Source organism: Streptomyces hoynatensis, assembly GCF_003626535.1.
In the GTDB taxonomy this organism is placed as follows: Bacteria; Actinomycetota; Actinomycetes; order Streptomycetales; family Streptomycetaceae; genus Streptomyces; species Streptomyces hoynatensis.
Genome location: NZ_RBAL01000006.1, coordinates 363,754 through 385,201, shown reverse-complemented (window position 1 = coordinate 385,201; position 21,448 = coordinate 363,754). Strand labels below are relative to the sequence as shown.

At 75.4% G+C, this 21,448-nt stretch carries 20 protein-coding genes; 10 read left to right on the top strand and 10 right to left on the bottom strand.

The window, feature by feature from the left end:
* Nucleotides 1-181: 181 nt before the first annotated feature.
* The 4 genes from D7294_RS13865 to D7294_RS13850 form a co-directional block, all read right to left on the bottom strand.
* A complete protein-coding gene (locus tag D7294_RS13865; RefSeq protein WP_120679291.1) occupies nt 182-421 on the bottom strand; it encodes a chaplin in 240 nt (79 codons plus the stop codon).
* A gap of 197 nt (nt 422-618) precedes the next feature.
* Nucleotides 619-1,266: a response regulator gene (locus tag D7294_RS13860; protein WP_120679290.1), complete on the bottom strand. Its 648-nt coding sequence runs from the start codon at nt 1,264-1,266 to the stop codon at nt 619-621.
* Entirely contained in the window at nt 1,259-2,407 is a 1,149-nt protein-coding gene (locus D7294_RS13855; RefSeq protein WP_120679288.1) for a GAF domain-containing sensor histidine kinase, read from the bottom strand. The genes D7294_RS13860 and D7294_RS13855 overlap by 8 nt, the downstream gene beginning before the upstream one ends.
* A 246-nt stretch (nt 2,408-2,653) precedes the next feature.
* Nucleotides 2,654-5,233: an FHA domain-containing protein gene (locus tag D7294_RS13850; RefSeq protein ID WP_120679286.1), complete on the bottom strand. Its 2,580-nt coding sequence runs from the start codon at nt 5,231-5,233 to the stop codon at nt 2,654-2,656.
* Nucleotides 5,234-5,508: 275 nt separating this feature from the next.
* On the opposite strand from D7294_RS13850, the gene serB reads away from it, so the two are divergent.
* Nucleotides 5,509-6,726, top strand: coding sequence for a phosphoserine phosphatase SerB (gene serB, locus D7294_RS13845; protein ID WP_120679284.1), 1,218 nt, complete (start codon nt 5,509-5,511; stop codon nt 6,724-6,726).
* 131 nt (nt 6,727-6,857) lie between these two features.
* Here serB and D7294_RS13840 read toward each other — a convergent pair whose 3' ends face one another.
* Together D7294_RS13840 and D7294_RS13835 are read right to left on the bottom strand one after the other, a co-directional pair.
* Nucleotides 6,858-7,376 carry a SixA phosphatase family protein gene (locus tag D7294_RS13840; protein ID WP_120679282.1) on the bottom strand — a complete coding sequence of 173 codons (519 nt, stop codon included), beginning with the start codon at nt 7,374-7,376 and terminating at the stop codon, nt 6,858-6,860.
* An 88-nt stretch (nt 7,377-7,464) separates the two neighbouring features.
* Entirely contained in the window at nt 7,465-7,656 is a 192-nt protein-coding gene (locus tag D7294_RS13835; protein WP_120679280.1) for a hypothetical protein, read from the bottom strand.
* Nucleotides 7,657-7,958: 302 nt separating this feature from the next.
* Here D7294_RS13835 and mbhE point away from each other — a divergent pair, with 302 nt between their 5' ends.
* The 6 genes from mbhE to mnhG are packed head-to-tail and all read left to right on the top strand — an operon-like array spanning nt 7,959 to nt 13,884.
* Entirely contained in the window at nt 7,959-10,799 is a 2,841-nt protein-coding gene (gene mbhE, locus D7294_RS13830; RefSeq protein ID WP_120679278.1) for a hydrogen gas-evolving membrane-bound hydrogenase subunit E, read from the top strand.
* The gene (locus D7294_RS13825; RefSeq protein WP_120679276.1) at nt 10,796-11,230 is read left to right on the top strand and encodes an NADH-quinone oxidoreductase subunit K; all 435 of its coding nucleotides are present in this window, start codon (nt 10,796-10,798) and stop codon (nt 11,228-11,230) included. The genes mbhE and D7294_RS13825 overlap by 4 nt, the downstream gene beginning before the upstream one ends.
* The gene (locus tag D7294_RS13820) at nt 11,227-12,735 is read left to right on the top strand and encodes a proton-conducting transporter transmembrane domain-containing protein (RefSeq protein ID WP_120679274.1); all 1,509 of its coding nucleotides are present in this window, start codon (nt 11,227-11,229) and stop codon (nt 12,733-12,735) included. The genes D7294_RS13825 and D7294_RS13820 overlap by 4 nt, the downstream gene beginning before the upstream one ends.
* The gene (locus tag D7294_RS13815) at nt 12,732-13,271 is read left to right on the top strand and encodes a Na+/H+ antiporter subunit E (protein ID WP_120679272.1); all 540 of its coding nucleotides are present in this window, start codon (nt 12,732-12,734) and stop codon (nt 13,269-13,271) included. The genes D7294_RS13820 and D7294_RS13815 overlap by 4 nt, the downstream gene beginning before the upstream one ends.
* Nucleotides 13,268-13,534, top strand: a complete 267-nt coding sequence (locus D7294_RS13810; protein WP_241562331.1) for an MrpF/PhaF family protein — start codon at nt 13,268-13,270, stop codon at nt 13,532-13,534. Before D7294_RS13815 ends, D7294_RS13810 begins: the two co-directional genes overlap by 4 nt.
* Entirely contained in the window at nt 13,531-13,884 is a 354-nt protein-coding gene (gene mnhG / locus D7294_RS13805) for a monovalent cation/H(+) antiporter subunit G (protein ID WP_120679270.1), read from the top strand. Before D7294_RS13810 ends, mnhG begins: the two co-directional genes overlap by 4 nt.
* Before the next feature lie 140 nt (nt 13,885-14,024).
* Here the strand turns inward: mnhG and D7294_RS33715 are convergent, their stop codons facing one another.
* Together D7294_RS33715 and D7294_RS13800 are read right to left on the bottom strand one after the other, a co-directional pair.
* On the bottom strand, nt 14,025-14,141 hold the full coding sequence (locus D7294_RS33715; RefSeq protein ID WP_277751088.1) for an SGM_5486 family transporter-associated protein: 117 nt from the start codon (nt 14,139-14,141) through the stop codon (nt 14,025-14,027).
* 16 nt (nt 14,142-14,157) lie between these two features.
* Nucleotides 14,158-15,540: a CynX/NimT family MFS transporter gene (locus D7294_RS13800; protein ID WP_120679268.1), complete on the bottom strand. Its 1,383-nt coding sequence runs from the start codon at nt 15,538-15,540 to the stop codon at nt 14,158-14,160.
* Nucleotides 15,541-15,613: 73 nt separating this feature from the next.
* Here D7294_RS13800 and D7294_RS13795 point away from each other — a divergent pair, with 73 nt between their 5' ends.
* A complete protein-coding gene (locus tag D7294_RS13795; RefSeq protein ID WP_120679266.1) occupies nt 15,614-16,291 on the top strand; it encodes a FadR/GntR family transcriptional regulator in 678 nt (225 codons plus the stop codon).
* A 111-nt stretch (nt 16,292-16,402) separates the two neighbouring features.
* Here the strand turns inward: D7294_RS13795 and fabI are convergent, their stop codons facing one another.
* Together fabI and fabG are read right to left on the bottom strand one after the other, a co-directional pair.
* Nucleotides 16,403-17,182 (bottom strand): enoyl-ACP reductase FabI, encoded by a 780-nt coding sequence (gene fabI / locus D7294_RS13790; RefSeq protein ID WP_120679264.1) that lies wholly within the window; start codon nt 17,180-17,182, stop codon nt 16,403-16,405.
* A 2-nt stretch (nt 17,183-17,184) separates the two neighbouring features.
* Nucleotides 17,185-17,904, bottom strand: coding sequence for a 3-oxoacyl-[acyl-carrier-protein] reductase (gene fabG / locus D7294_RS13785; protein WP_120679262.1), 720 nt, complete (start codon nt 17,902-17,904; stop codon nt 17,185-17,187).
* Nucleotides 17,905-18,220: 316 nt separating this feature from the next.
* Here fabG and D7294_RS13780 point away from each other — a divergent pair, with 316 nt between their 5' ends.
* The gene (locus D7294_RS13780; RefSeq protein ID WP_241562330.1) at nt 18,221-21,121 is read left to right on the top strand and encodes a protein kinase/lanthionine synthetase C family protein; all 2,901 of its coding nucleotides are present in this window, start codon (nt 18,221-18,223) and stop codon (nt 21,119-21,121) included.
* A 99-nt stretch (nt 21,122-21,220) separates the two neighbouring features.
* The gene (locus tag D7294_RS13775) at nt 21,221-21,364 is read left to right on the top strand and encodes a SapB/AmfS family lanthipeptide (protein ID WP_120679260.1); all 144 of its coding nucleotides are present in this window, start codon (nt 21,221-21,223) and stop codon (nt 21,362-21,364) included.
* The last annotated feature ends 84 nt before the right edge of the window (nt 21,365-21,448 follow it).

The following is a 21,448-nucleotide window of genomic DNA, read 5'->3' as shown; positions in this document are numbered from 1 at the left end:
CCTGGCGGCCCGCACCCCGGGGCCGCCCGGGGGCGGGGGCGGGCCGGGGTGGGGCCGTGGGAGGGCGGGCGGCCCGGGTCAGCGGGCGGGCCGCCCGCCCGTCCGGGGGTGGCGCCGCGCGGTGGGGCGGCCGGGGGTGGTTCCGGCCGCGGCGCGGCTCACACGGCGGACGGGCGTGCCGTCAGTGGTTGGCGCTGACGTTGCCGAACACGGGGTTCAGCAGGCCGATGACGCTGACGCTGTTGCCCGTGGCGTTCACCGGCACGTGCACGGGCACCTGGACCGTGTTGCCGGAGGCGACGCCGGGCGAGCCGGCGGCGGCGCCGCCCGCGTTGGCCTGGGCGGAGGCGACGCCCGCGCCGGCGGCGGCGAGCCCGCCGACCATCAGGGTGACGGCGGCGGCCTTCTTCAGGTTCTTCACTTTTCTCGACCTTCCTTGCACTCGGCCGCGGCCGGTGCCGCGGCGTGCCCTGGAGAACGGCCGGGCGCCCCGCCGGATGCGCCATACGGGTGAACTGCACCCGCGGGGGTGAATCCGGAGGCGAGGGCTGACGCCCCCTTTGGAGGTGCGCCAACTCCTCGGATAGAAAGGGCCGTTGACCTGCGCGGGCGGCGGCTTCAGTCGGAGAGGCCGTGCCTGACGGCCCACAGGGCGGCCTGCGTCCGGTCGGCCAGATCGAGCTTCATGAGGATGTTCGACACATGGGTCTTGACGGTCTTCTCGGAGAGCACGAGGCCGCGGGCGATCTCCCGGTTGGAGCGGCCGCGGGCGATCAGCGCGAGGACCTGGCGCTCCCGGTCGGTGAGCGAGCCGCCCCTGCCGTTGCCGCCGCCGTGCTCCCCGGCCAGCAGCGCCCCGGCGATCTCGGGCTGGAGGAGGACGTGCCCGGCGTGCACCGAGCGGATGGCGCCGGCCAGGGCGCCGGGGTCGATGTCCTTGTGGACGTAGCCGGCGGCGCCGGCCCGCAGCGCGGGTATCACCGTGCGCTGCTCGGCGAAGCTGGTGACGACCAGGACGCGGGCCGGGTTGCCGAGTTCGCGCAGCCGGCGCAGGGCCTCGACCCCGTCGGCGTTGGGCATCTTGACGTCCATGAGGATGACGTCGGGCCGCAGCTCCTCGGCCCGCTCGACGCCCTGGGCGCCGTCGGCGGCCTCGCCCACCACCTCGATGTCGTCCTGGACCTCGAGGAACGTGCGCAGCCCGCGCCTGACGACCTGGTGGTCGTCGACGAGCAGCACGCGGATGACGGCCGTGGGCTCAGCCACCTGGCACCTCCATCTCGATCAGGGTGCCCTTGCCGGGCGCCGACTCCACGGTGAGGGTTCCGCCCACCGCCGCGGCCCGGTCCCGCATCGAGACCAGGCCGAGGTGGCGGCCGACGCCGGTGACGGCCACCGGGTCGAAGCCGCGGCCGTCGTCCGCCACCCGCAGCACGGTGGCCGCGCCGCGCCGGAAGAGAGTGACGTCCACCCGCTCGGGGGCGGCGTGCCGCAGCGCGTTGTGCAGGGCCTCCTGGGCGACGCGGAGCACGGCCTCCTCCTGGGCGGCGGGCAGCGCCCGCAGGTCCAGGCACGCGAAGTGGACCCGGGCCGGGTGGGCGCGGTCGAGCACCCGGGTCTGGGCGCGGAGGGTGGCGGCCAGGCCGTCCTCCTCCAGGGCGGCCGGGCGCAGCTCGACGACGGCGGCGCGCAGTTCGTCGGCGGCCTCCGCGGCCAGGGCGGTGACCTGGCGCAGCTCCGCCCTGGCGCGCTCGGGGTCGCGGTCGAGGAGGGCGGCGGCGGCCTCCGCGGTCAGGCGCAGCGAGAAGAGCTTCTGGGCGACGGCGTCGTGCAGTTCGTGGGCGAGCCTGGCGCGTTCGTCGGCGATGGTGAGTTCGCGGCTGCGCTCGTAGACCCTGGCGTTGGTCAGGGCGATGGCGGCGTGCTCGGCCAGCAGGTGCAGCAGTTCCTCGTCCTCGGCGGTGAAGCCGCAGCCCTCCGGCTTGGGGCGGCCGGGCGGGCAGCGCTTGTTGGCGAGGAACAGGGCGCCGAGCACCTCCTGGCCGTCGGCCACGGGCATGCCGAGGAAGTCGGTCATCTCCGGGTGGGCGGCCGGCCAGCCCTCGAAGCGGGGGTCGAGGCGGACGTCGGCGAGCCGGACGGGGGTGGCGCCGCTGAGCATGGCGGCGAGGATGCCGTGCTGCCTGGGCAGGGGCCCGATGGCCTTCCACTGCCGGTCGCTGACGCCGTCGACGATGAACTGGGCGAAGCCGCCGTTGCCGTCGGGCACGCCCAGGGCGGCGTAGCGGGCGTCGAGCAGCTCGCGGGCGCAGCGGACGATCGTGCGCAGGACGTCGCGCACCTCCAGGGTGCGGTTCATGGCGAGCAGTGCGGCGCTTACGGCGGCCAGGCCGGTTCTCGGGCCCATGCGAAGACGGTAACGCGGCCGATGGGGGGCGCGGATCGGCCCCGGGCCGGTGCGGGGTGGGGCCGGGGTCCTAGGTCTCGTGGGTCCGCGCCGGGGCGGGGGCCGGCCCGCGGGACCGCGGGCCGCCGGGGCCGGGGTCGCGCGCCGCCGGGCGCGGTGGCGCCTGGGCCCGGGACGGCGGCACCCCGCGGCCCGGCCCTGGCGGGGCCGGCGCGGGGTGCCGGGGCGCGGGAAGAGGTGGGCGCCTCAGTTGCGCATGACCTCGGGCTCGTGGCGGCGCAGGAACTTCATCACCAGGTAGCCGCAGATCACGGCGAGCAGGCCGAGCATCAGCATGTCGAGCAGCCAGTACCCGGCCTCGTGCTTCCAGATCGGGTCGGGGTCGGGCTCCTCGGGCGAGGCGGTGAGGGTGTTCAGGTCGGCCGTGGTGCCGACCCCGGCCAGGGCCCAGCGGGAGGGCATCAGCCAGGACAGCTGCTCGACGCCGAGGCTGCCGTGCACCTTGAACAGGGCGCCGGTGAAGACCAGCTGGATGACGGAGATCATCACCAGCAGCGGCATCGTCATCTCGGAGGTGCGCACGAGGGCGGAGATGACCAGGCCGAGCATCATGGAGGTGCAGCCCAGGGCCATCAGGACGACCGTCATCTCCAGCGCCGGCGAGTCCTCGACGATGACGCCTTCCACGGGCATGTCGCGGGGGGCGAAGCCGATGATGCTGAGGATGGCCGCCTGCAGGACGGTGACGATGCCCAGGACGAAGACCTTCGACATCAGGTACGCGGAGCGGGAGAGGCCGACGGCCCGTTCTCGCTCGTAGATGACCCGCTCCTTGATCAGTTCGCGGACCGCGTTGGCCGCGCCGGAGAAGCACATGCCGACGACCAGGATGAGCAGCACCATGCTGGCGTCGCCGTTTCTGAAGCCGCGGTCCTGGGGTCCGTAGCCGAGGCCGTAGTCGGCCGGGATGAAGGCGCTGACCGCGCCGAGCACGATCGGCAGGGCCACGGTCAGGCCGAGGAAGCCGCGGTCGGCGACGATGACGGCGGCGTAGCGGCGCATCAGGGTCCACACCTGGGAGCCCCAGCTCTGCGCCTTCTGCTGCATCGCGGCCATGGGCTGGAACTGGGCGGCCTGCGGCTGCACGGCGTCCAGGTCGGCCGCGTACATCTGGTAGTGCTGCGAGCCGCGCCAGCGGCCCATCCAGTCGTAGTCGCGGTAGTTCTCGAAGGCGGAGAAGACGTCGGCCCAGGTCTCGTAGCCGAAGAAGTTCAGCGCCTCCTTGGGCGGGCCGAAGTAGGCGACGCCGCCGCCGGGGGCCATCACCAGGACCCGGTCGCACAGGTCGAGCTCGGCCACCGAGTGGGTGACGACCAGGACGGTGCGGCCGTCGTCGGCGAGGCCGCGCAGCAGCTGCATCACGTCGCGGTCCATGCCCGGGTCGAGGCCAGAGGTCGGCTCGTCGAGGAAGATCAGCGAGGGCTTGGTGAGCAGTTCGAGCGCGACGGAGACCCGCTTGCGCTGCCCGCCCGAGAGCGAGGATATGCGCTTGGTGGCGTGGTGGCTCAGCTTGAGCTCGGCGAGCACCTCCTCGACCCTGGCGTTGCGCTCGGCCTCGGCGACGTCGCCGGGGAAGCGGAGCTGGGCGGCCAGGCGCAGGGCCTGCCTGATGGGCAGGGCCGTGTGCAGGATGTCGTCCTGCGGGACGAGGCCGATGCGGTGGCGCAGCTCGGCGAAGTGGGTGTACAGGTTCCTGTGGTCGTACAGCACCTCGCCGTAGGTGGCGGGGCGGTAGCCGGTGAGGGCCCGCAGCAGGGTGGACTTGCCGGAGCCCGAGGGGCCGATGACGCCGATCAGGGACTTCTCCGGGACGCCGAAGGAGACGTCGTTGAGGATGGTCAGCTGGCCGTTGTTGACCTTGACGGTCAGGTGGCGGGCGGAGAAGGAGACCTCGCCGGTGTCGACGAACTCCTGGAGCTGGCCGCCCACCAGCCGGAAGGTGGAGTGGCCGATGCCGACGGTGTCGTTCTGGCCGAGGTAGCGGTGGCCGTTCTTGGGGAGCTGCTGGCCGTTGACGTAGGTGCCGTTGTGGCTGCCCATGTCGCGGATCTCGAAGCGGCCGTCGGGGTGGGCGAGGAACTCGGCGTGCAGCCGGGAGACCTGGAGGTCGGAGACGACCAGCTCGTTCTCCAGCGCGCGGCCGATCCGGGTCACCTTGCCGACGGCTATGCGGTGCAGGCTGGTGGCGCCGCGGTCGGCCGGGCCGCCGCCGAATCCGGCGGGGGCCCCGGCGCCCGGCGCGCCGCCGGGCGGGCCCGAGGGCGGCACGGGGGAGGCGGGCGCGGCGGCCGGCATGGCCGGAGTGTGCGGGGCCTGCTGGGCGTGCTGGGCCTGCGGGAACTGGTGGGACGGGGTGCCCTGCGGGTACGCGGCGGGCTGCTGCGGATAGGCGGCGGGCTGCTGCTGCGGGTAGGCAGGGGGCTGGGCGTAGGCCGCCGGGGGCTGCTGGTAGGCGGGCGGCGCCTGCTGCGCGGCCGGGGCCGAGCAGGTGATCCGCGGCCCGTCGGTGGCGTTGCCCAGGTGCACCACCGTGCCGGGGACGAGCGGCAGGTGCTGCACGCGCTGCCCCTGCGAAAACGTTCCGTTGGTGCTGCCGTTGTCCTCCAGCACCCACCCCTGGCCCGCCCAGCGCACGCTGGCGTGCCGCCAGGAGACGCGGGAGTCCTGGAACACCAGGTCGGCCTGCGGGTCCCGGCCGAGGTGGTAGGACCTGGTGCGGTCCAAAGTCCAGGTTTGTCCGTTCAGTTCCAGTACGAGTTCCGGCACTCCATGCCCCACAAAGTTGTCCCCCGAGCAACCTCCGACCGGAGGTCTAGGGATGGTTGTCGTGGGGGGCACTATTCCAGGCCGCGGGCGGCCACGGGAAGTCGGCCCCCGGAAGTCACGAACCTGATGCAATGCGTGTGCGGCTCCGTGACGAGCCGGTGGAAAACCGGTGGAGAGAGGGGGGAAGCCGGGGACGCGCGGGGCGCGGCGGCGCTGTCCACAAGCCGGACACCGGGTGGGGCGGCCGGGGCGGGGCGGTTACCGTGGGAGGCACCATGATCTCCGCACCCCCGGCCGGCGAGGGCGCCCGCACCCTCCTGGTCAAGATCTTCGGCAAGGACCGGCCCGGCCTGACCGCCGGGCTCTTCGAGACCCTGGCCGCCTTCGCGGTGCGGGTCGTCGACATCGAGCAGGTCGTCACGCGCGGCCGGATCACGCTGTGCGCGCTGGTCGGCCCGCCGGGCCCGGGCGCCGCCGGCGGCGAGGGCGAGCTGCGCGCCACGGTGCACGCCTGGGCGGAGGCGCAGCGGCTGCAGGCCGAGATCATCTCGGGCATCGGCGACAACCCCTCCCGCGGCAGTGGCCGCTCGCACGTGACGGTGCTCGGCAACCCGCTGACCGCCGAGGTGACCGCCGCGGTCGCCGCTCGGATCGCGGCCGTGGGCGGCAACATCGACCGCATCAACCGGCTGGCCAAGTACCCGGTCACCGCGGTGGAGTTCAACGTCTCCGGGGTACCGACGGAGGAGCTGAGGACGCACCTGGCCAAGGAGGCGGCGGCGCGTTCCGTGGACGTGGCCGTGGTCGCCTCGGGGCTGGCCAGGCGGGCGCCGCGGCTGGTGGTGATGGACGTGGACTCCACGCTCATCCAGGACGAGGTGATCGAGCTCTTCGCGGCGCACGCCGGGTGCGAGGAGCGGGTGGCCGAGATCACCGCGGCGGCGATGCGCGGCGAGCTGGACTTCACGCAGTCGCTGCACGCCCGGGTGGCGCTGCTCGCCGGCCTCGACGAGTCCGTGGTGGACAAGGTCCGCGCCGAGGTGCGGCTGACCCCGGGGGCGCGGACGCTGATCCGCACCCTCAAGCGCCTCGGCTGCCGGGTCGGGGTGGTCTCGGGGGGCTTCACGCAGGTCACCGACGGGCTGCGGGACGCGCTCGGCCTGGATTTCGCCGCCGCCAACACCCTGGAGATCGAGGGCGGGAAGCTGACCGGGCGGGTCACCGGGGAGGTGGTGGACCGGCCGGGGAAGGCCAGGCTGCTGCGGAGCTTCGCCTCCCAGGCGGGGGTGCCCCTGTCGCGGACCGTGGCGATCGGCGACGGCGCCAACGACCTCGACATGCTCAACGCGGCGGGGCTCGGGGTGGCGTTCAACGCGAAGCCCCTGGTGCGGGCGGCGGCGCACACGGCGGTGAACGTGCCCTTCCTCGACACCGTGCTCTACCTGCTCGGCATCACCAGGGAAGAGGTCGAGGCGGCCGACGCCCAGGACTGAGGCGGAGCGCGCGCCTGCGCCGGGTTGCGTTGCGGCGCCCGCCGGGCCCGCGGGAGGCCCCTCCCGCGGGGCGCGGGGTGCCGGTGCGGTGGCCGGGAAGCTCGCCCGCATTCCCGGGCCCGGCCCCGGCGCTAGTCGTGCGGGGTCCAGAAGGCGGCGAGGTGGGCCACGCCGTGCTCGACCGTCTTCCAGCTGCCGGTCAGGCTGAGGACGGCGACCGCCGAGGTCGGGAAGCCGCGGGTGTTCATCCGGGCGAGGGTGTCGCCCTCCGCGGTGCCGGCGAGCGCGTCGGCGAGGGCGTGCATGCCGGGGTTGTGGCCGACGAGCATGAGGTCCCTGACCTCCTCGTCGACTCCGTTGACGACGGCGATCAGCTCGCCGAGCGTGGCATCGTAGAGGCGTTCGTCGTAGCTCGTCTTCGGCCGCCTGGGCAGCTCGGGAGCGCACAGCTTCCAGGTCTCGCGGGTGCGGACGGCCGTCGAGCAGAGGGTCAGCTCCGGGGTGACCCCCGCCCCGGCCAGCCAGCGTCCGGCCAGCGGGGCGTCCTTCCGGCCCCGCTCGGCGAGCGGCCGGTCGTGGTCGGACACCTCGGGCCAGTCGGCCTTGGCGTGTCGGAGGAGAACGATCCTGCGGGGAACTTCGACGCTCATGTGCCCCAGCTTCGCATGAAACGTGCCAGGGGTCGCGGGTGGTTGACGATCCCGCGAGGGGGGCGGGACCCGGCGCCTTTCGCCCGGTTCAGGGCAGCAGCGCGTCCCGCAGGTGGTCGACCAGCCGGGTCACGGGCAGCGGCTGGGCGCTCGCCTCGGCGCCCGTGCTGCCCACGAGCAGCATCAGCAGGGCGGCGAAGGCCACCGCCGGGAGGGCCAGGGCCCACCAGCGAAGCCGGAAGTCGGGGCCGGGACCCGGACTGGGGGTGTCGGCTGCCATGGGCTCCTCGCCTCCACGATTGGGCGCCGTCTGATCGTTGCCTCGAATGTACGGAGGCGGCCGGGCCCGGCCCATCCGGTGAGCCACCCAGTGACCCCTGAACCCAGCCCCCTAGGGGATGGTGGTGCCAGCACCACCATCCCCGGCGCCGCCCCGCCCCGGGGGTCCCGCCGCGACACGCGGCCCGGCGGCGCCGGCCGGGCCGCGGCGCCCCCAGCCGCCATGATCGGGACCGTGCCGTCCGCCTGCGGCGGACGAGCGGACCGCCGACGGCGCGGGAAGGCGCGGAAAGGAGGGGCACGGTGCCGGCTCTCCTGGCCGCACACCTCCTGGTGGCCGCGCTGGTCCCGGGGCTGGCCCGCCGCCTGCCGCGCGGCGCCTGGTACCTGGCGGCGCTGCCCCCGCTCGCCGCGGTGGCCTGGGCCGCGGCGCAGGTTCCCCTGGTCCTGCGGGGCGGCGCCCCGCGGGAGGCGGTGACCTGGGCCGGGACGCTGCACCTGGTCTTCGCCGCGCGGCTGGACGGGCTGTCCCTGCTGATGGTGTTCCTCGTCAGCGGCGTCGGCGCCCTGGTGCTGATCCACGGCGCCGGCTACTTCCACGGCGGCGGGCGGGAGGCCGGGCTGCTGCTCGCCTTCGCCGGCGTCATGTTCGGCCTGGTCACCGCCGACGACCTGATCGCGCTCTACGTCTTCTGGGAGCTCACCTCGGTGATCTCCTTCCTGCTGATTGCCGGCGACGGGCGGGAGGCGGAGCGCCGCCGGGCCGCCCAGCAGGCGCTGCTCACCACGGTGGCCGGCGGCCTGCCGATGCTGTTCGGCCTGGTGCTGCTCGCCGCCGAGTCCGGCACCCCCAGCCTCTCGGGTCTGGTCGCCGACCCGCCGCACACCGGGCCCGCCCTGGTCGCCCTCCTGCTGGTCCTGCTGGGGGCGTTCACCAAGTCCGCCCAGGGCCCCTTCGCCGCCTGGCTGCCCGCGGCCATGGTCGCCCCGGCCCCGGTGAGCGCGTACCTGCACGCGGCGGCCATGGTCAAGGGCGGGGTGTACCTGGTCGCCAGGCTGGCTCCCGGCTTCGCCGGCTTCGGGCCGTGGCGGCCGCTGGTGGTGTCGGCCGGGCTGCTGACCTTCGTGCTGGGGGCCTGGCAGGCGCTGCGCCAGACCGACCTCAAGCTGCTGCTCGCCCACGGCACGGTCAGCGAACTCGGCCTGCTCCTCGCGTTGTTCGGCACCGGGACCCGCACCACCGGGCTGGCGGGCGAGGAGATGACGCTGGCCCACGCCGCGTTCAAGTCCTCGCTGTTCCTGACCGTCGGCGCCCTCGAACACGCCACCGGCACCCGGGACGCGCGGCGGCTGTCGGGGCTCGGCCGCCGGCTGCCGTGGCTGTGCGCGACGGCCGTGGTGTCCACCGCGTCGATGGCCGGGCTTCCGCCGCTGATCGGATACCTGGGCAAGGAGGCCGCCTACGACGGGTACGCGCACGCGCCCTTCTCCTGGCGCGGGTGGGCGCTGGCCGCCCTGACCCTCGGCTCGCTGCTGACCGCGGCCTACTCGGCGCGCTTCCTGTGGGGCGCCTTCGCCCGCAAGCCGGGGCTCGCGGACTCCTCGCCCGCCCGCCCGGGCGCGGACGCCCTCGGCCCGATCTGGCTGCTCACCGCCGTCTCCCTCGTCTTCGGCATCGGCTATCCGCTCACCGGCGGCCTGGCCGGGCCCTACGCCGACGCGCCGGGGCTGGTGGCCGACGCCCACCCGCCCTACCGGACCGCGCTGTGGCACGGGCTGAGCGGGCCGCTGCTGCTCTCGGCCGCCGCGGTGGTGCTGGGCATCGCCCTGCACCTGGCGCGGCGCCCCCTGGCCGGCGCCGCCGGGCGGCTGCCGGTCCCGCCCGAGGGGCGGCGCGGGTACGAGCTGTCGGTGCGCGGGGTGCAGGCGGCGGCCGTGTGGCTCACCCGGCACACCCAGGTCGGCTCCCTGCCGGCGTATCTGACGGTGCTGCTGCTGACCGTGGTGCTGGTGCCCGGCGGCTCCCTGCTCGTCCACCGGCCCCCGCTGCCCCACGTCGTGCCCTGGCACTCCCCCGTGGAGCTGCCGCTCGCGCTGCTCGTGCTGGCCTGCTGCGCGGCGCTCGTGGTGATCAGGCACCGGCTCACCGCGGTGCTGTTCGCGGGCGCGGCCGGCTACGCCGTGGGCGCGCTGTTCCTCGTCCAGGGCGCGCCGGATCTGGCGCTCACCCAGTTCCTCGTGGAGACCCTCACGGTGGTGATCGTGGTCCTGGTGCTGCGCCGGCTGCCCGCCGGCTTCACGCCGGAACGCCCGCACGGCACCTTCGTGGCCCTGCGCGCCTGCGTCGCGGTGCTCGCCGGGGCCTGCGTGGCCTGCCTCGCGGTGTCGGCCACGGCGGTGCGGCAGTCCCTCGCGCTCTCCCGCACCGTGCTGGAACGCGCCGGGGAGACGGGCTCGCACAACGCGGTCACCGCGCTGCTGCTCGACTTCCGGGCGCTGGACACGCTCGGCGAGATCAGCGTTCTGCTCGGCACCGCGATCGCGGCCGGGGCGCTGCTCGCCCACCGCTCGCGCCGCCCGCCCGGCGCGGGGGCCGGGGAGGCGGGCGTCTTCCGCGCCGCCGAGTGGGACGTGCCGCGCGAGCGCTGGCTGCCCGAGGCGGACCTGCTGCCCGGGGCGGAGCGGTCGTTGCTGCTCGAACCGGTGGTCAGGCTGCTGTTTCCCGCCGTGCTGCTGCTCTCCTGCCACCTGCTGTTCGCCGGCCACTACCGGCCGGGCGGCGGCTTCGCCGGCGGCCTGGTCGCCGGGCAGGCGTGCTTCCTGCGGTACCTGGCCGGCCGCCGGGCCGGGGCCGTGCTGCCGGCCGGGGTCACGCCGCGGGTCCTGGCCGGGGGCGGGCTGGCGCTGGCCGCCGCGGTCGCGCTCGCCCCGCTGGCCTTCGGGGCGCCGCCGCTGGCCGCGACCGAGCTGCACCTGCGGCTGCCGCCGCTTGGCACCGTCTCCTTCGCCACCAACCTCTTCTTCGACATCGGCGTCTACCTGCTGGTCGCCGGGGTGTGCCTCACCCTGCTGTGCGCGCTGGACAGGGCAGAGGGGGCGGGCGGGGCCGCGGCCCGGCTCCAGGACCGGGAGCCGGCCGGATGACCACGCTCGACCTGGCGATGGCCGTGACGGTGGGCGGCCTGTTCGCGACGGGTTTCTTCCTGCTCCTCGACCGGGCGCTGATGCGGGTGCTGCTCGGCGTCCTCCTGCTGGGTCACGCCGCCAACCTGCTGCTGCTCCTGTCCGGCGGCGCCCCGGGGCGTGCCCCGCTGGTTCCCGGGCACGGCAGGCTCGCCGATCCGCTGCCGCAGGCGATGGCGCTGACCGCGATCGTCATCACCTTCGGCGTGACCACCCTGCTGCTCGCCCTGGTGCACCGCGCCTGGCAGCTCGACGGGCACGACGAGGTGCGCGACGACCTGGAGGACCGGCGGATCGGCACCGTGCACGACCGGGAGGACGCGGCCCCGCCCGCCGGTCCCGGCGAGGCAGCGGGGCGGACGGGCCAGGGCGGCGGGGGGCGCGCCCCGTGATCGCCTGGCTGCTTGCGGCGCCGCTGCTGCTTCCGGTGCCGGCCGCCGGGATCTCCTTCGCCCTGCCGGGCCGGCACGCGGCGCGGCAGCTGCTCGGCGTGGCCGTCCTGTGCTGCACGCTGGCCGACGCGGTGGCGCTGCTGGTGCTGGCCGAGCGCGGCGGGCCGCGGGCCGCCACCCTCGGCGGCTGGCCCGCGCCCCTGGGCATCACCCTGGTCGCCGACCGGCTGTCGGCGCTGCTGCTGACCGTCTCGCTCGCGGTCGCCCTGGCCGTGCTCGTCTTCTCCGCGGGGCAGGACCTCGCCGACGCCGGCCGCGCCGCCTCCGTCTCCTCCGTGGCCTTCGTCCCGGCCTACCTGCTGCTGACCGCGGGCGTCGGGCTGGCCTTCCTGGCGGGCGACCTGTTCAACCTGTTCGTGGCCTTCGAGCTGATGCTCACCGCCTCGTACGTGCTCCTCACCCTGGGCGCGGGCCCCACCCGCCTCCGCGCCGGAATGACGTACACGCTGACCAGCCTCGCCTCCTCGCTGCTCTTCCTGAGCACCATCGCGCTGTGCTACGCCGCGGCCGGCACCGTCAACCTCGCCGACCTCGCCGGGCGGATCGGCGGCGTTCCCGGCGACGTGCGGGCCGCGCTCAGCGTCCTGCTGCTGGTGGTGTTCGGCATCAAGGCGGCCGTGGTGCCGCTCCACTTCTGGCTGCCGGACAGCTACCCGACCGCCCCGGCGCCCGTCACCGCGCTCTTCGCCGCCCTGCTCACCAAGGTCAGCGTCTACGCCCTGGTCCGCACGCAGACGCTGCTCTTCCCCCGGGAGGGCGACTGGACGCTGCTCGCGGTCGCCGCGGTGGCCACGCTGCTCGTCGGCGGGCTCGGCGCCCTCGCCCAGGACGACGTCAACAGGCTGCTGTCCTTCGTGCTGGTCAGCCACATCGGCTTCCTGCTCTTCGGGCTCGCGCTCTTCGACGAGGCGGGGCTGACCGGCACCGTCCTGTACACGGTCCACCACATCGCCGTGCAGACCGGCCTGTTCCTCGCGGTGGGCCTCGCGGTGCGGGCCGCGGGCACCTCCTCGCTCAGCCGGCTGGCCGCGGCGGCCCCGCCCCCGGCGCCCGTCGCGGTGCTGTTCCTGCTGCCGGCGATGAGCATCGCGGGGCTGCCGCCGACCTCGGGGTTCGTCGCCAAGTTCGCGCTGCTGCGGGCCGCGGCCGGGCGCGGCGGCGCGGCGGCCGTACTGGTCGCCGCGGCCCTGCTCACCAGCCTGCTGACGCTGTACGCCGTGCTGCGGGTGTGGCGCGCGGTGTTCGGGGCGGGGCCGCGGCGGCCGCCGCCCGGGCCGCGCCGCGGCGAGGCGCTGATGCTGGGCGCCACCGCGGCGATCGTGCTGGTGGGGGTGGGGGTGGCGGCCGGGGCCGCGGAGCTGAGCGGGATCAGCGAACGGGCCGCGCACGCCCTGCTGGAGCGGGAGGGGTATCGCCACGCCGTCCTGGGAGGAAGCATCGGATGAGACCACGGAACGTTCCCCGCGCCGCGCCCGGCAGGCTGCTGCGCCGCGCTCTTGCGCTGTCGGCGCTCGTGCTGCTGTGGGTCCTGCTGTGGGGCAGGCCGACCTGGACGGTCCTGGCCGGGGGCCTCCTGGTGGCGGCCGGGGTGACGGCCCTGACGCGGATGCCGCCGGTGGGCTGGGTGGTGCCCTACCGCCCGCTGCGGCTGCCCGGGCTGCTGGGGCACCTGCTGGGCAAGCTGCTGACCTCCTCGTTCGTGGTGGCCTGGCAGGCGCTGCGCCGGGGGCCCGATGCCTCCACAGGCGTGGTGGAGGTGCGGCTGCGCGGCGACAGCGAGCTGCTGCTTGTCTCCACGGCGCTGCTGAGCCTGACGATGCCGGGCACGCTCGTGCTTGAGGTCGACCGGGCGCGCCGGCTGCTGTATCTGCACGCGCTGCCGCTGGAAGGACCCGGGGACGCCGAGCGGCGGCGGCGCGAGGTGACGGATGTGGAGCGGCGGCTGCACCGCGTGTTCCGGCCCGGCGGGCGGGCGGCGTGAGGGGGCCGGCGCTCGCCGCGCTGGCGATGGTGGTCGCGGCGGGGCTGCTGGTGCTGGGGCGGCTGCTGCGCGGGCCGCGGGTGCTGGACCGGGTGGTGGCGCTGGACGCGCTGGTCACGCTGCTGGTGGCGGGGGCGGTGGTGGGCTCCCGGCTGCGCGGGGAGGCGGCCGGGGGCCATGTGGTGATCGTGCTGGCGCTGCTGGGCTTCGTCGGCACCCTCGCGGCGGCCCGTCTGGTCCAGCGGCGCGAGGACATGCGGTGAGGGCGGCCCTGGAGGCGGCCTCGGCCGCGCTGCTGCTCGCGGGGGCCGCGTTCTGCCTGCTCAGCGGCGTGGGCCTGGTGCGTTTCCGGGACACGGTCTCGCGGCTGCACGCGGCGTCGAAGGTGCAGACCCTCGGGCTGCTGCTCACGGTGGTGGGGGCCTCGCTCACCGCCCCGGCCACGGAGATTCCCTCGCTGCTGCTCCTGGCCGTGTTCTCGCTGCTGACGGCCCCGGTGACCGGGCACGTCGTGGGCCGCGTCGCCTACCGCACCGAGGCGGCGGACCGCGCCGGGCTCCACCCGGACGAGCTGGCGCGGCGGCTGGCGCCGGGACCTGACCGGTCGCCCTGAGCCGGCCGCGGGGCGGGCGCACGGCACGGGCGGGCGCGCCGCGCGGCCGGGGGCCGGGGGCCGGGGGCGCCGGGGCCGGCGAGGTCGGGGGGCGGGGGTCAGGGGTCAGGGTCGAGCGGAAGGCGGCAGGGGGAGGCGGTTCAGGGGGAGGCGACGGTCGCGATGATGCCGATGAGGACGGTCACGCCGAGCATGGCGCCGAGGATCATCAGCAGCATCCGGTGGCCGCCGGTGGGGTTGGGGTCGAGCGCTGGCATGTGCCCAGTCTTCCACTCAGTCGCCGTCCTCGATGCACCGGTCCCGCCCGGCCCGCAGGCCGACGGCGATCTGGGCGATCAGCAGGCAGGTGGTGAAGGCCAGGGGCACCTCCCAGCCGCCCGTGGCCTCGTTCAGGATGCCGACGAGCAGCGGGCCCGGCAGGGAGATCAGGTAGCCGATGCCCTGCACGAAGGCCGACAGCCGGGCGACGCCCTGGCTGGTGCGGGCCCGCAGGCCGATCATGGTGAGGGCCACGGGGAAGCAGCAGTTGGCGATGCCGAGCAGGGTCGCCCAGGCCCAGGCCCCGCCCGCGGGGGCGAGCCAGAGGCCGGCGTAGCCGACGAGGCCGCAGGCGCCGAGCCCGGCGGCCAGCGGGCCCTGGTGGCGCATCCGGGCGGCGAGGGTGGGCAGCACGAAGCCGAGCGGGGCGCCGACGCCCATGACGAGGGCGAGGAGCAGCCCGGCGGTGGTCGCGGGCACCCCGGCGTCGCGGTAGATCTGCGGGGCCCAGCCCATGGTGATGTAGGCCGCGGTGGACTGCAGCCCGAAGAAGACGGCGAGCGACCAGGCGGTGGGCGAGCGGGACAGCCGCAACGGCGCCTCGGGGGCGGCCGGCGGGGCCGCCGCGGCCGGCCTCTGGTCCGGGCGTTCCCGCGCCCGGTCCGCGGCGCGGCGGCGCAGCAGCGCGGCCGACCACACCGGCACGGCCGCGGCGGCGGTGAGCGCCCAGAAGAGGAGGCCGAAACGCCAGCCGCCCCCGGCGTCGGCGAGCGGGATGGTGAACGCGGCGGCGGCCGAGGTGCCCAGCGCCAGGGCGGTGGAGTACAGGCCGGTCATGGCGCCGACGCGGTCGGGGAAGTAGCGCTTGACGAGCACCGGCATCAGGACGTTGGAGACGGCGATGCCGGCCAGCGCGAGGGCGCTGAACAGGAGGAACACGGGGGTGGAGCCGGAGGCGGCGCGCAGGCCGAGGCCGGCGGCGATGGCGGCCATCCCGGCCGCGACCACGGTTCCCGGACCCAGCCGGCGGGCCAGCCGGGGCGCCGCCATGCCGAACAGGCCGAAGCAGAGCGCGGGCAGCGAGGTCAGCAGGCCCGCGACCGCGCCGTTCATGCCGAGCCCGTCGCGGACCTCCTCCAGCAGGGGGCCGAGCCCGGCGACGGCGGGGCGCAGGTTGAACGCGGCGAGGAACAGGCCCGCGACGATCAGCCAGGCGGCCGGGGTGGCCGCGGCCGGTCGCCCGGCCGCCGCCTGCTCCGCGCCGGCTCGCGGGGCCGCGGGCGCGGTCCTGGTGGCCGTGGCCTGGGGTGCGGCAGGGCCGCCCGCCGGGCCCTGTGCTGCCGGGGTGCGCTCCTCGGTGGCCTTCGGGTTCGCGGGCGGAGTACGGTCGTCCCTCATCGACTCCATGAACCCAATCATAGAATCATGGGATGAATCCCCTCGCCTGGGGACCGGACGTTCCGGGAGAGTTATGACACTGACCGCGCCCCGCCGCTCCGCCCTCGCCGACCAGGTGATCGTCCGGCTGCGCCGGGAAATCACCTCGGGCGCATGGCCGGTGGGCTCGCGCATCCCGACCGAGCCCGAACTGGTCGAGCGCCTCGGTGTGGCGAGGAACACCGTGCGGGAGGCCGTCAGGGCGCTCGCGCACAACGGCCTGCTCGACATCAGGCAGGGCTCGGGCACCTATGTGGCGGCCACCAGCGAGCTGGCCGGGGTGATGCACCGGCGCTTCGCGGACGCCGACCCGCGGGACGTCTCGGAACTGCGCGGCGCGCTGGAGGCCGAGGCCGCGCGGCTGGCGGCGCAGCGGCGCACGGAGGAGGAGCTGCGGCAGCTGGAGTCCCTGCTGGCGCGGCGCGAGGCCGCCTGGGACTCGGGGGACGCCGAGCGGTTCGTCGGCGCCGACACCGCCTTCCACCTGGCGGTCGTGGGGGCCTCCCACAACGAGGTGCTCCGCGCGGTGTACGCCGACCTGGGCGCGGTGCTGCGGGCCTTCCTGCGCAGCGACGTCGGGGAGGTGCTGCGCCCGGAGGACCACGTGGACCACACCGGCCTGGTGGCCGCGGTGCGCCGGGGCGACGCGGGGGCCGCCGCGGCCGAGGCCGGGTCCTACGCGCGGGTCTGCCGCGCCGGCGCCTGCCTCTGAGACCTCACGCGCCCCACGCATCCCGCGCGCCCCCACACGCGCCCGCGCCCCGCCCCGGTGGAGGGGCGAGGCGCGGGCGGGTCCAGGGCGGCGGGCCCGGTGCGGGGCCGCTCAGGCGCCCATCATGTGCACGCCGCCGTCGACGTGGACGACCTCGCCGGTCGTCTTCGGGAACCAGTCGGACAGCAGGGCCACCACGCCGCGCGCGGCGGGCTCCGCGTCGCTGAGGTCCCAGCCGATCGGGGCGCGGGTGTTCCACACGTTGGCCAGCTCGTCGAAGCCGGGGATGGACTTGGCGGCCATCGACTTGATCGGCCCGGCCGACACCAGGTTGACCCGGATGTTCTTCTCCCCCAGGTCCCTGGCCAGGTAACGGGCCGTCGCCTCCAGGGCGGCCTTGGAGACGCCCATCCAGTCGTACTTGGGCCAGGCAACCCGCGCGTCGAAGTCCATGCCCACGACCGAACCGCCGCGCCGCTCCAGCAGCGGAAGCAGCGCCATGGTCAGCGACTTCAGCGAGTAGGCCGAGACCTCGACGGCCGTGGCGACCGACTCCCAGGGCGTTTCGAGGAAGTTGCCGCCGAGGGCGTCCTGGGGCGCGAAGGCGATGGAGTGCACCACCCCGTCGAGGGTCATGCCCTCGCCCAGCTGCTCGGCCACCCGGTCGGCGAGGGTGGCCAGGTGCTCGCCGTTCTGCACGTCGAGCTCGATCACCGGGACCGGCTTGGGCAGCCGCTTGGCGAACCGCTCCACGAGCGACACCCTGCCGAAGCCGGTGAGCACCACCTCGGCGCCCTCCTCCTGGGCCAGCCTGGCCACCTGGAAGCCGATCGAGGCGTCGGTGATGACCCCGGTGACCAGGATGTTCTTGCCGGCGAGAAGTCCACTCATGTTCAGTGCCCCATGCCCAATCCGCCGTCAACGGGAATGACGGCTCCAGTGATGTAAGCGGCGTCGTCCGAGACCAGGAACCGGACCACACCCGCGATTTCCTCCGGGTTCGCGGCCCGGCCGAGCGGCACCTGCGCCAGGGATTCGGCGAGCCGCTGCTCGCTCACCGCCCGCGACATGTCGGTGTCCACCCAGCCGGGGGCGACCACGTTGCAGGTGATGTTGCGGGAACCGAGCTCGCGCGCCAGCGAACGCGCGAAGCCGACGAGGCCCGCCTTCGAGGCCGCGTAGTTGACCTGCCCCGGGGAGCCGAGCAGGCCGACGACCGAGGAGATCAGCACGATCCGCCCGGTGCGGGCGCGCAGCATGCCCTTGGAGGCGCGCTTGACGACCCGGAAGGTGCCGGTGAGGTTGGTGTCGAGGACGGAGGTGAAGTCGTCGTCCGACATGCGCAGGATCAACCCGTCGCGGTTTATCCCGGCGTTGGCGACGAGGACCTCCACGTTGCCGTGCCGTTCCTCGATCTCTTTGTATGCCTGCTCCACCTGCTCCGGGTCGGTGATGTCGCACTTCACCGGCAGGCACCCGCGCGCGACGAGGTCCTGCGGGGGCTCTCCCGAGCGGTAGGTGAATGCGACCTTCTCGCCGTGCTCGGCGAAGGCCCGGGCGATGGCCAGGCCGATTCCGCGGTTGCCTCCGGTGACGAGTACCGAGCGGCTCAAGGGGCCACCTGCTTCCTGCCGTCCTGATGCGTCTGGTCCCGCACCACGCTAGCCTCCCCGGCCACCTCGGCGGAGCGCGGGCCGCGACAGGCGCGCCGCCGCCCGGCTGTGGGTTTCCCACAGCGGCCGCGCGCTTCCGGGCGCCGCCGCGGGGGCCGCGGCGGCGGCGCGGGCCGTGCAGAGTGCACGCCCGTCCGATGACAGGCGTGACTGTCGGCGAACCCGCAGCCGTGGAAATCTCTTTCTCGCTTCCCGCGGCGAACGAGGGGGCGAACGGCCGGGCAGGCGGGGAAAAGCGGGAGGGATTCCGGCGCTCATGGACAAGCGGTACGAGGTCTTCTGCCTGCTGGACCGGCATTTCTACGAGACGCCCGACCTGGCCGCACGCAACGCGGGCGCCACGGCGGATGCCGGGACGGATGCCACGGCGGAAGGCACGGCGCGGGAAGACCTGTTCGAGGCCGCGCGCCGCCCGGTCCCTGCGGGCTGGCGCACCCGGCGTTCCGGCGACTGGCTGCACGTTCAGCCGGTGGCCGCCTCGCTGCCCGGGCAGGGCTGGAAGATCCACGTCTCGGCCTGCCTCGGCAATGCCGCCGCGCTGGCAGAAAAGGTGTGGGACTACTGCGTGCCGCGGCGCCTGCCCTTCAAATTCGTGCCCAGCCTGCCGCTGCTCTTCCTGCGGAATTCCAAGTACGCCGGACGCGAGTCCAGCGGGAAATTCGCCACCCTCTATCCCGCGGACGAGGCCGAGACGCACACGGTGCTCACCGAACTCGGCGGGCTCCTCGCCGGGGAGCCCGGGCCCTACATCCTCACCGACCTGCGCTGGGGCGAGGGCCCGCTGTACGTGCGCTGGGGCGCCTTCGTGCCCCGCCGCACCGACAACGGCTCCGGCGTCCTGGTCCCGGCCGTCGAGGACCCGCACGGGCGCCTGGTGCCCGATCGCAGGACGCCGGGCTTCGCGCTGCCCGACTGGGTGACGCTGCCCGCCTTCCTGCGCCCCCACCTCGCCGCCCGGCAGGCGGTGACCCTGGAGGGGCTGCCCTACCGGATCGAGGCGGCCCTGCACTTCTCCAACGGCGGCGGCGTCTACCGGGGCGTCGACACCCGCACCGGGGAGCGGGTCGTCCTCAAGGAGGCCAGGCCGCACGCGGGTCTCGCGGCGGACGGGGCCGACGCGGTCACCCGGCTGAAGCGGGAGCGCGCGGCGCTGGAGGCCGCGGCCGGGCTCGGCGTCGCGCCCGCCGTACGGGACTGGCTGACGGTCGGCGAACACCGCTTCCTCGTGATGGACTTCGTGCCAGGCCGCACCCTCAACTCCTTCTTCGCCCGGCGCCATCCACTGCTGACCCGGGAGCCCGACCCGGCGGCCCTGTCCGCGTACACCCGCTGGGCGCTCGGGGTCCACGCCGCGGTGGAGCGCGCGATCACCGCCCTGCACGGCCGCGGCCTGGTCTTCCACGACCTGCACATGTTCAACGTCATCCTCACCGAGGCGCACGAGACGCACGAGACGCACGAGACGCACGAGACGCACGAGGCGGCGGGCGGCGAGCGCGCGGCGCAGGGCGCCTGGGGCGAGGCGGCGCAGGCCCCGCCCGAGGTGACGCTGCTCGACTTCGAGGCGGCGGCAACGGTGGCGGAGAACCGCCGCCAGGTCGTGGCCCACCCCGGCTTCCTGGCGCCGGCCGACCGGACCGGCTTCGCCGTCGACCGCTACGCCCTGGCCTGCCTGCGGCTGGCCCTCTTCGTCCCGATGACCACGCTGCTCGCCATCGACCCCGCGAAGGCGGAGCACCTCGCGGAGATCGCCGCCGCGCAGTTCCCCGGCATTCCGGACGCGTTCCTCGCCGGGGCCGTGGCGGAGATTCGCGGCACGGACGGCGCGCGCCGCGCCCCGGCCCGTTGCCGGCGGCAACCCGCGGCCCCGCGGCAGTGGCCGCGGGCCCTGGAGTGGCCGCGGGCCCGGGAGTCCATGGTCCGCGCGATGCTGGCCTCCGCCACCCCGGACCGCGAGGACCGGCTCTTTCCCGGCGACATCGCGCAGTTCGCCGCGGGCGGGGGACTCGGCCTCGCGCACGGCGCGGCCGGCGTCCTGCACGCCCTGCACGAGGTCTGCGGCGAGCGCTACGAGGAGGGCGAGCGCTGGCTGCTGCGGCGGGCCGCCGCCCCGCCGGAGGGCACCCCGCTCGGCCTGTACGACGGGCTGCTCGGCGTGGCGTACGTGCTGCACCACCTGGGCCACCGCCAGGCGGCGCTCGACCTGGCGCACCGGGCGCTCGGCGAGCGCTGGCAGGGCCTGCCCACGCACCTGTACGGCGGTCTCTGCGGCCTCGCCCTGGTCCTGGACGACCTCGCCGCGGCCACGGGCGAGACGGAGCTGGCCGCGCAGGCCGCGCGGGCCACCGCACTGGTGGCCCGGCGCGTGCGCGAGCTGTCCTCGCGCCCGCCCGAGCCGCCCGGTCGCCGCCGCGCCGGGCTGCTCCACGGCGCGAGCGGCGCGGCCCTGCTCTTCCTGCGGCGCCTGGCCCGCACCGGCGACCGCGAGTTCCTCGGCCTGGCCGCCACGGCGCTGCGGCGCGACCTGGAGCACCTGCGCCCCGACCGGCAGGGCGTCTGGCTGCTCGACGAGGGCGACCGCCTGATGCCCTACCTCGGCGAGGGCAGCGTCGGGGTCGCCGCCGTGCTCGACGACTACCTCACCAGCGCCGGGGCCCGGGGCGCGGACCGGCCGGCCGGCGAGGCGGAGCGGTTCGCCGAGGCGCGGGCACGGATTCTGCCCGCGGCGATGCTGCGTTACTACGCGCAGCCCGGGCTCTTCCGCGGCCGGGCCGGGATGGTCTGGTACCTGGCCCGCGCCGCCGCGGCCGAACCGGCGGGCGCCGCGGCGGACCGGTGCGCGGACGGCCTCGCCGGGCAGGTCGCGGCCATGGACTGGTACGCCATGTCCTACCGCGGCGAACTCGCCTTCCCCGGCGACCAGATGATGCGCCTGTCGATGGACCTGGCCACCGGGACCGCCGGCTGCCTGCTGGCCCTGGGCGCCGCGCACCACGCGGGCGGGGCGCGGCCCGCCCCGCGGCTGCCCTTCCTCGACGCGGTCGCCGCCCCCGCGGTCTCTCCTCCCACGGCAGACCGCCCACAGACCCCCTCCGCCCCGGCGCCCCAGGGCCCGGGGCGGGGGCGGACCACGCACCATCCGTCCCCCGCGAGCTGAGTTCCGCGACCGCCCCCGGCACGAGCCGGAGGAAACAGCGCAACCCGGCGAGCAGTCGGCGCAAGCCGCCGACCGGAAACGAACCGAAAGGAAGACGTCATGTCCCTTCTCGACCTGCAGGCCATGGAGCCGGAGACGACCGCCCTGGACGCCGGGCACGGCGGCGACGACGGCGACCAGAGCAGCGCCAGCCTCCTGCTCTGCGACACCCACAGCTCGCAGAGCGTGATCATCTGTCTCTGACCGTCCCCCGCGGACGAAGGCGGCCCCGCGCGAGAGCACCGCGCGGGGCCGCCCCCGTGGCGCACCGTATCGCGGAAGGAGAGG

Excerpts from the sequence above, each read along its gene's own strand:
- D7294_RS13855 (WP_120679288.1), bottom strand. The coding sequence starts at position 2,407 with ATGGGCCCGAGAACCGGCCTGGCCGCCGTAAGCGCCGCACTGCTCGCC.
- serB (WP_120679284.1), top strand. The coding sequence starts at position 5,509 with ATGATCTCCGCACCCCCGGCCGGCGAGGGCGCCCGCACCCTCCTGGTC.
- D7294_RS13840 (WP_120679282.1), bottom strand. The coding sequence starts at position 7,376 with ATGAGCGTCGAAGTTCCCCGCAGGATCGTTCTCCTCCGACACGCCAAG.
- D7294_RS13835 (WP_120679280.1), bottom strand. The coding sequence starts at position 7,656 with ATGGCAGCCGACACCCCCAGTCCGGGTCCCGGCCCCGACTTCCGGCTT.
- D7294_RS13825 (WP_120679276.1), top strand. The coding sequence starts at position 10,796 with ATGACCACGCTCGACCTGGCGATGGCCGTGACGGTGGGCGGCCTGTTC.
- D7294_RS13815 (WP_120679272.1), top strand. The coding sequence starts at position 12,732 with ATGAGACCACGGAACGTTCCCCGCGCCGCGCCCGGCAGGCTGCTGCGC.
- D7294_RS33715 (WP_277751088.1), bottom strand. The coding sequence starts at position 14,141 with ATGCCAGCGCTCGACCCCAACCCCACCGGCGGCCACCGGATGCTGCTG.
- D7294_RS13800 (WP_120679268.1), bottom strand. The coding sequence starts at position 15,540 with ATGAGGGACGACCGTACTCCGCCCGCGAACCCGAAGGCCACCGAGGAG.
- D7294_RS13795 (WP_120679266.1), top strand. The coding sequence starts at position 15,614 with ATGACACTGACCGCGCCCCGCCGCTCCGCCCTCGCCGACCAGGTGATC.
- fabI (WP_120679264.1), bottom strand. The coding sequence starts at position 17,182 with ATGAGTGGACTTCTCGCCGGCAAGAACATCCTGGTCACCGGGGTCATC.
- D7294_RS13780 (WP_241562330.1), top strand. The coding sequence starts at position 18,221 with ATGGACAAGCGGTACGAGGTCTTCTGCCTGCTGGACCGGCATTTCTAC.
- D7294_RS13775 (WP_120679260.1), top strand. The coding sequence starts at position 21,221 with ATGTCCCTTCTCGACCTGCAGGCCATGGAGCCGGAGACGACCGCCCTG.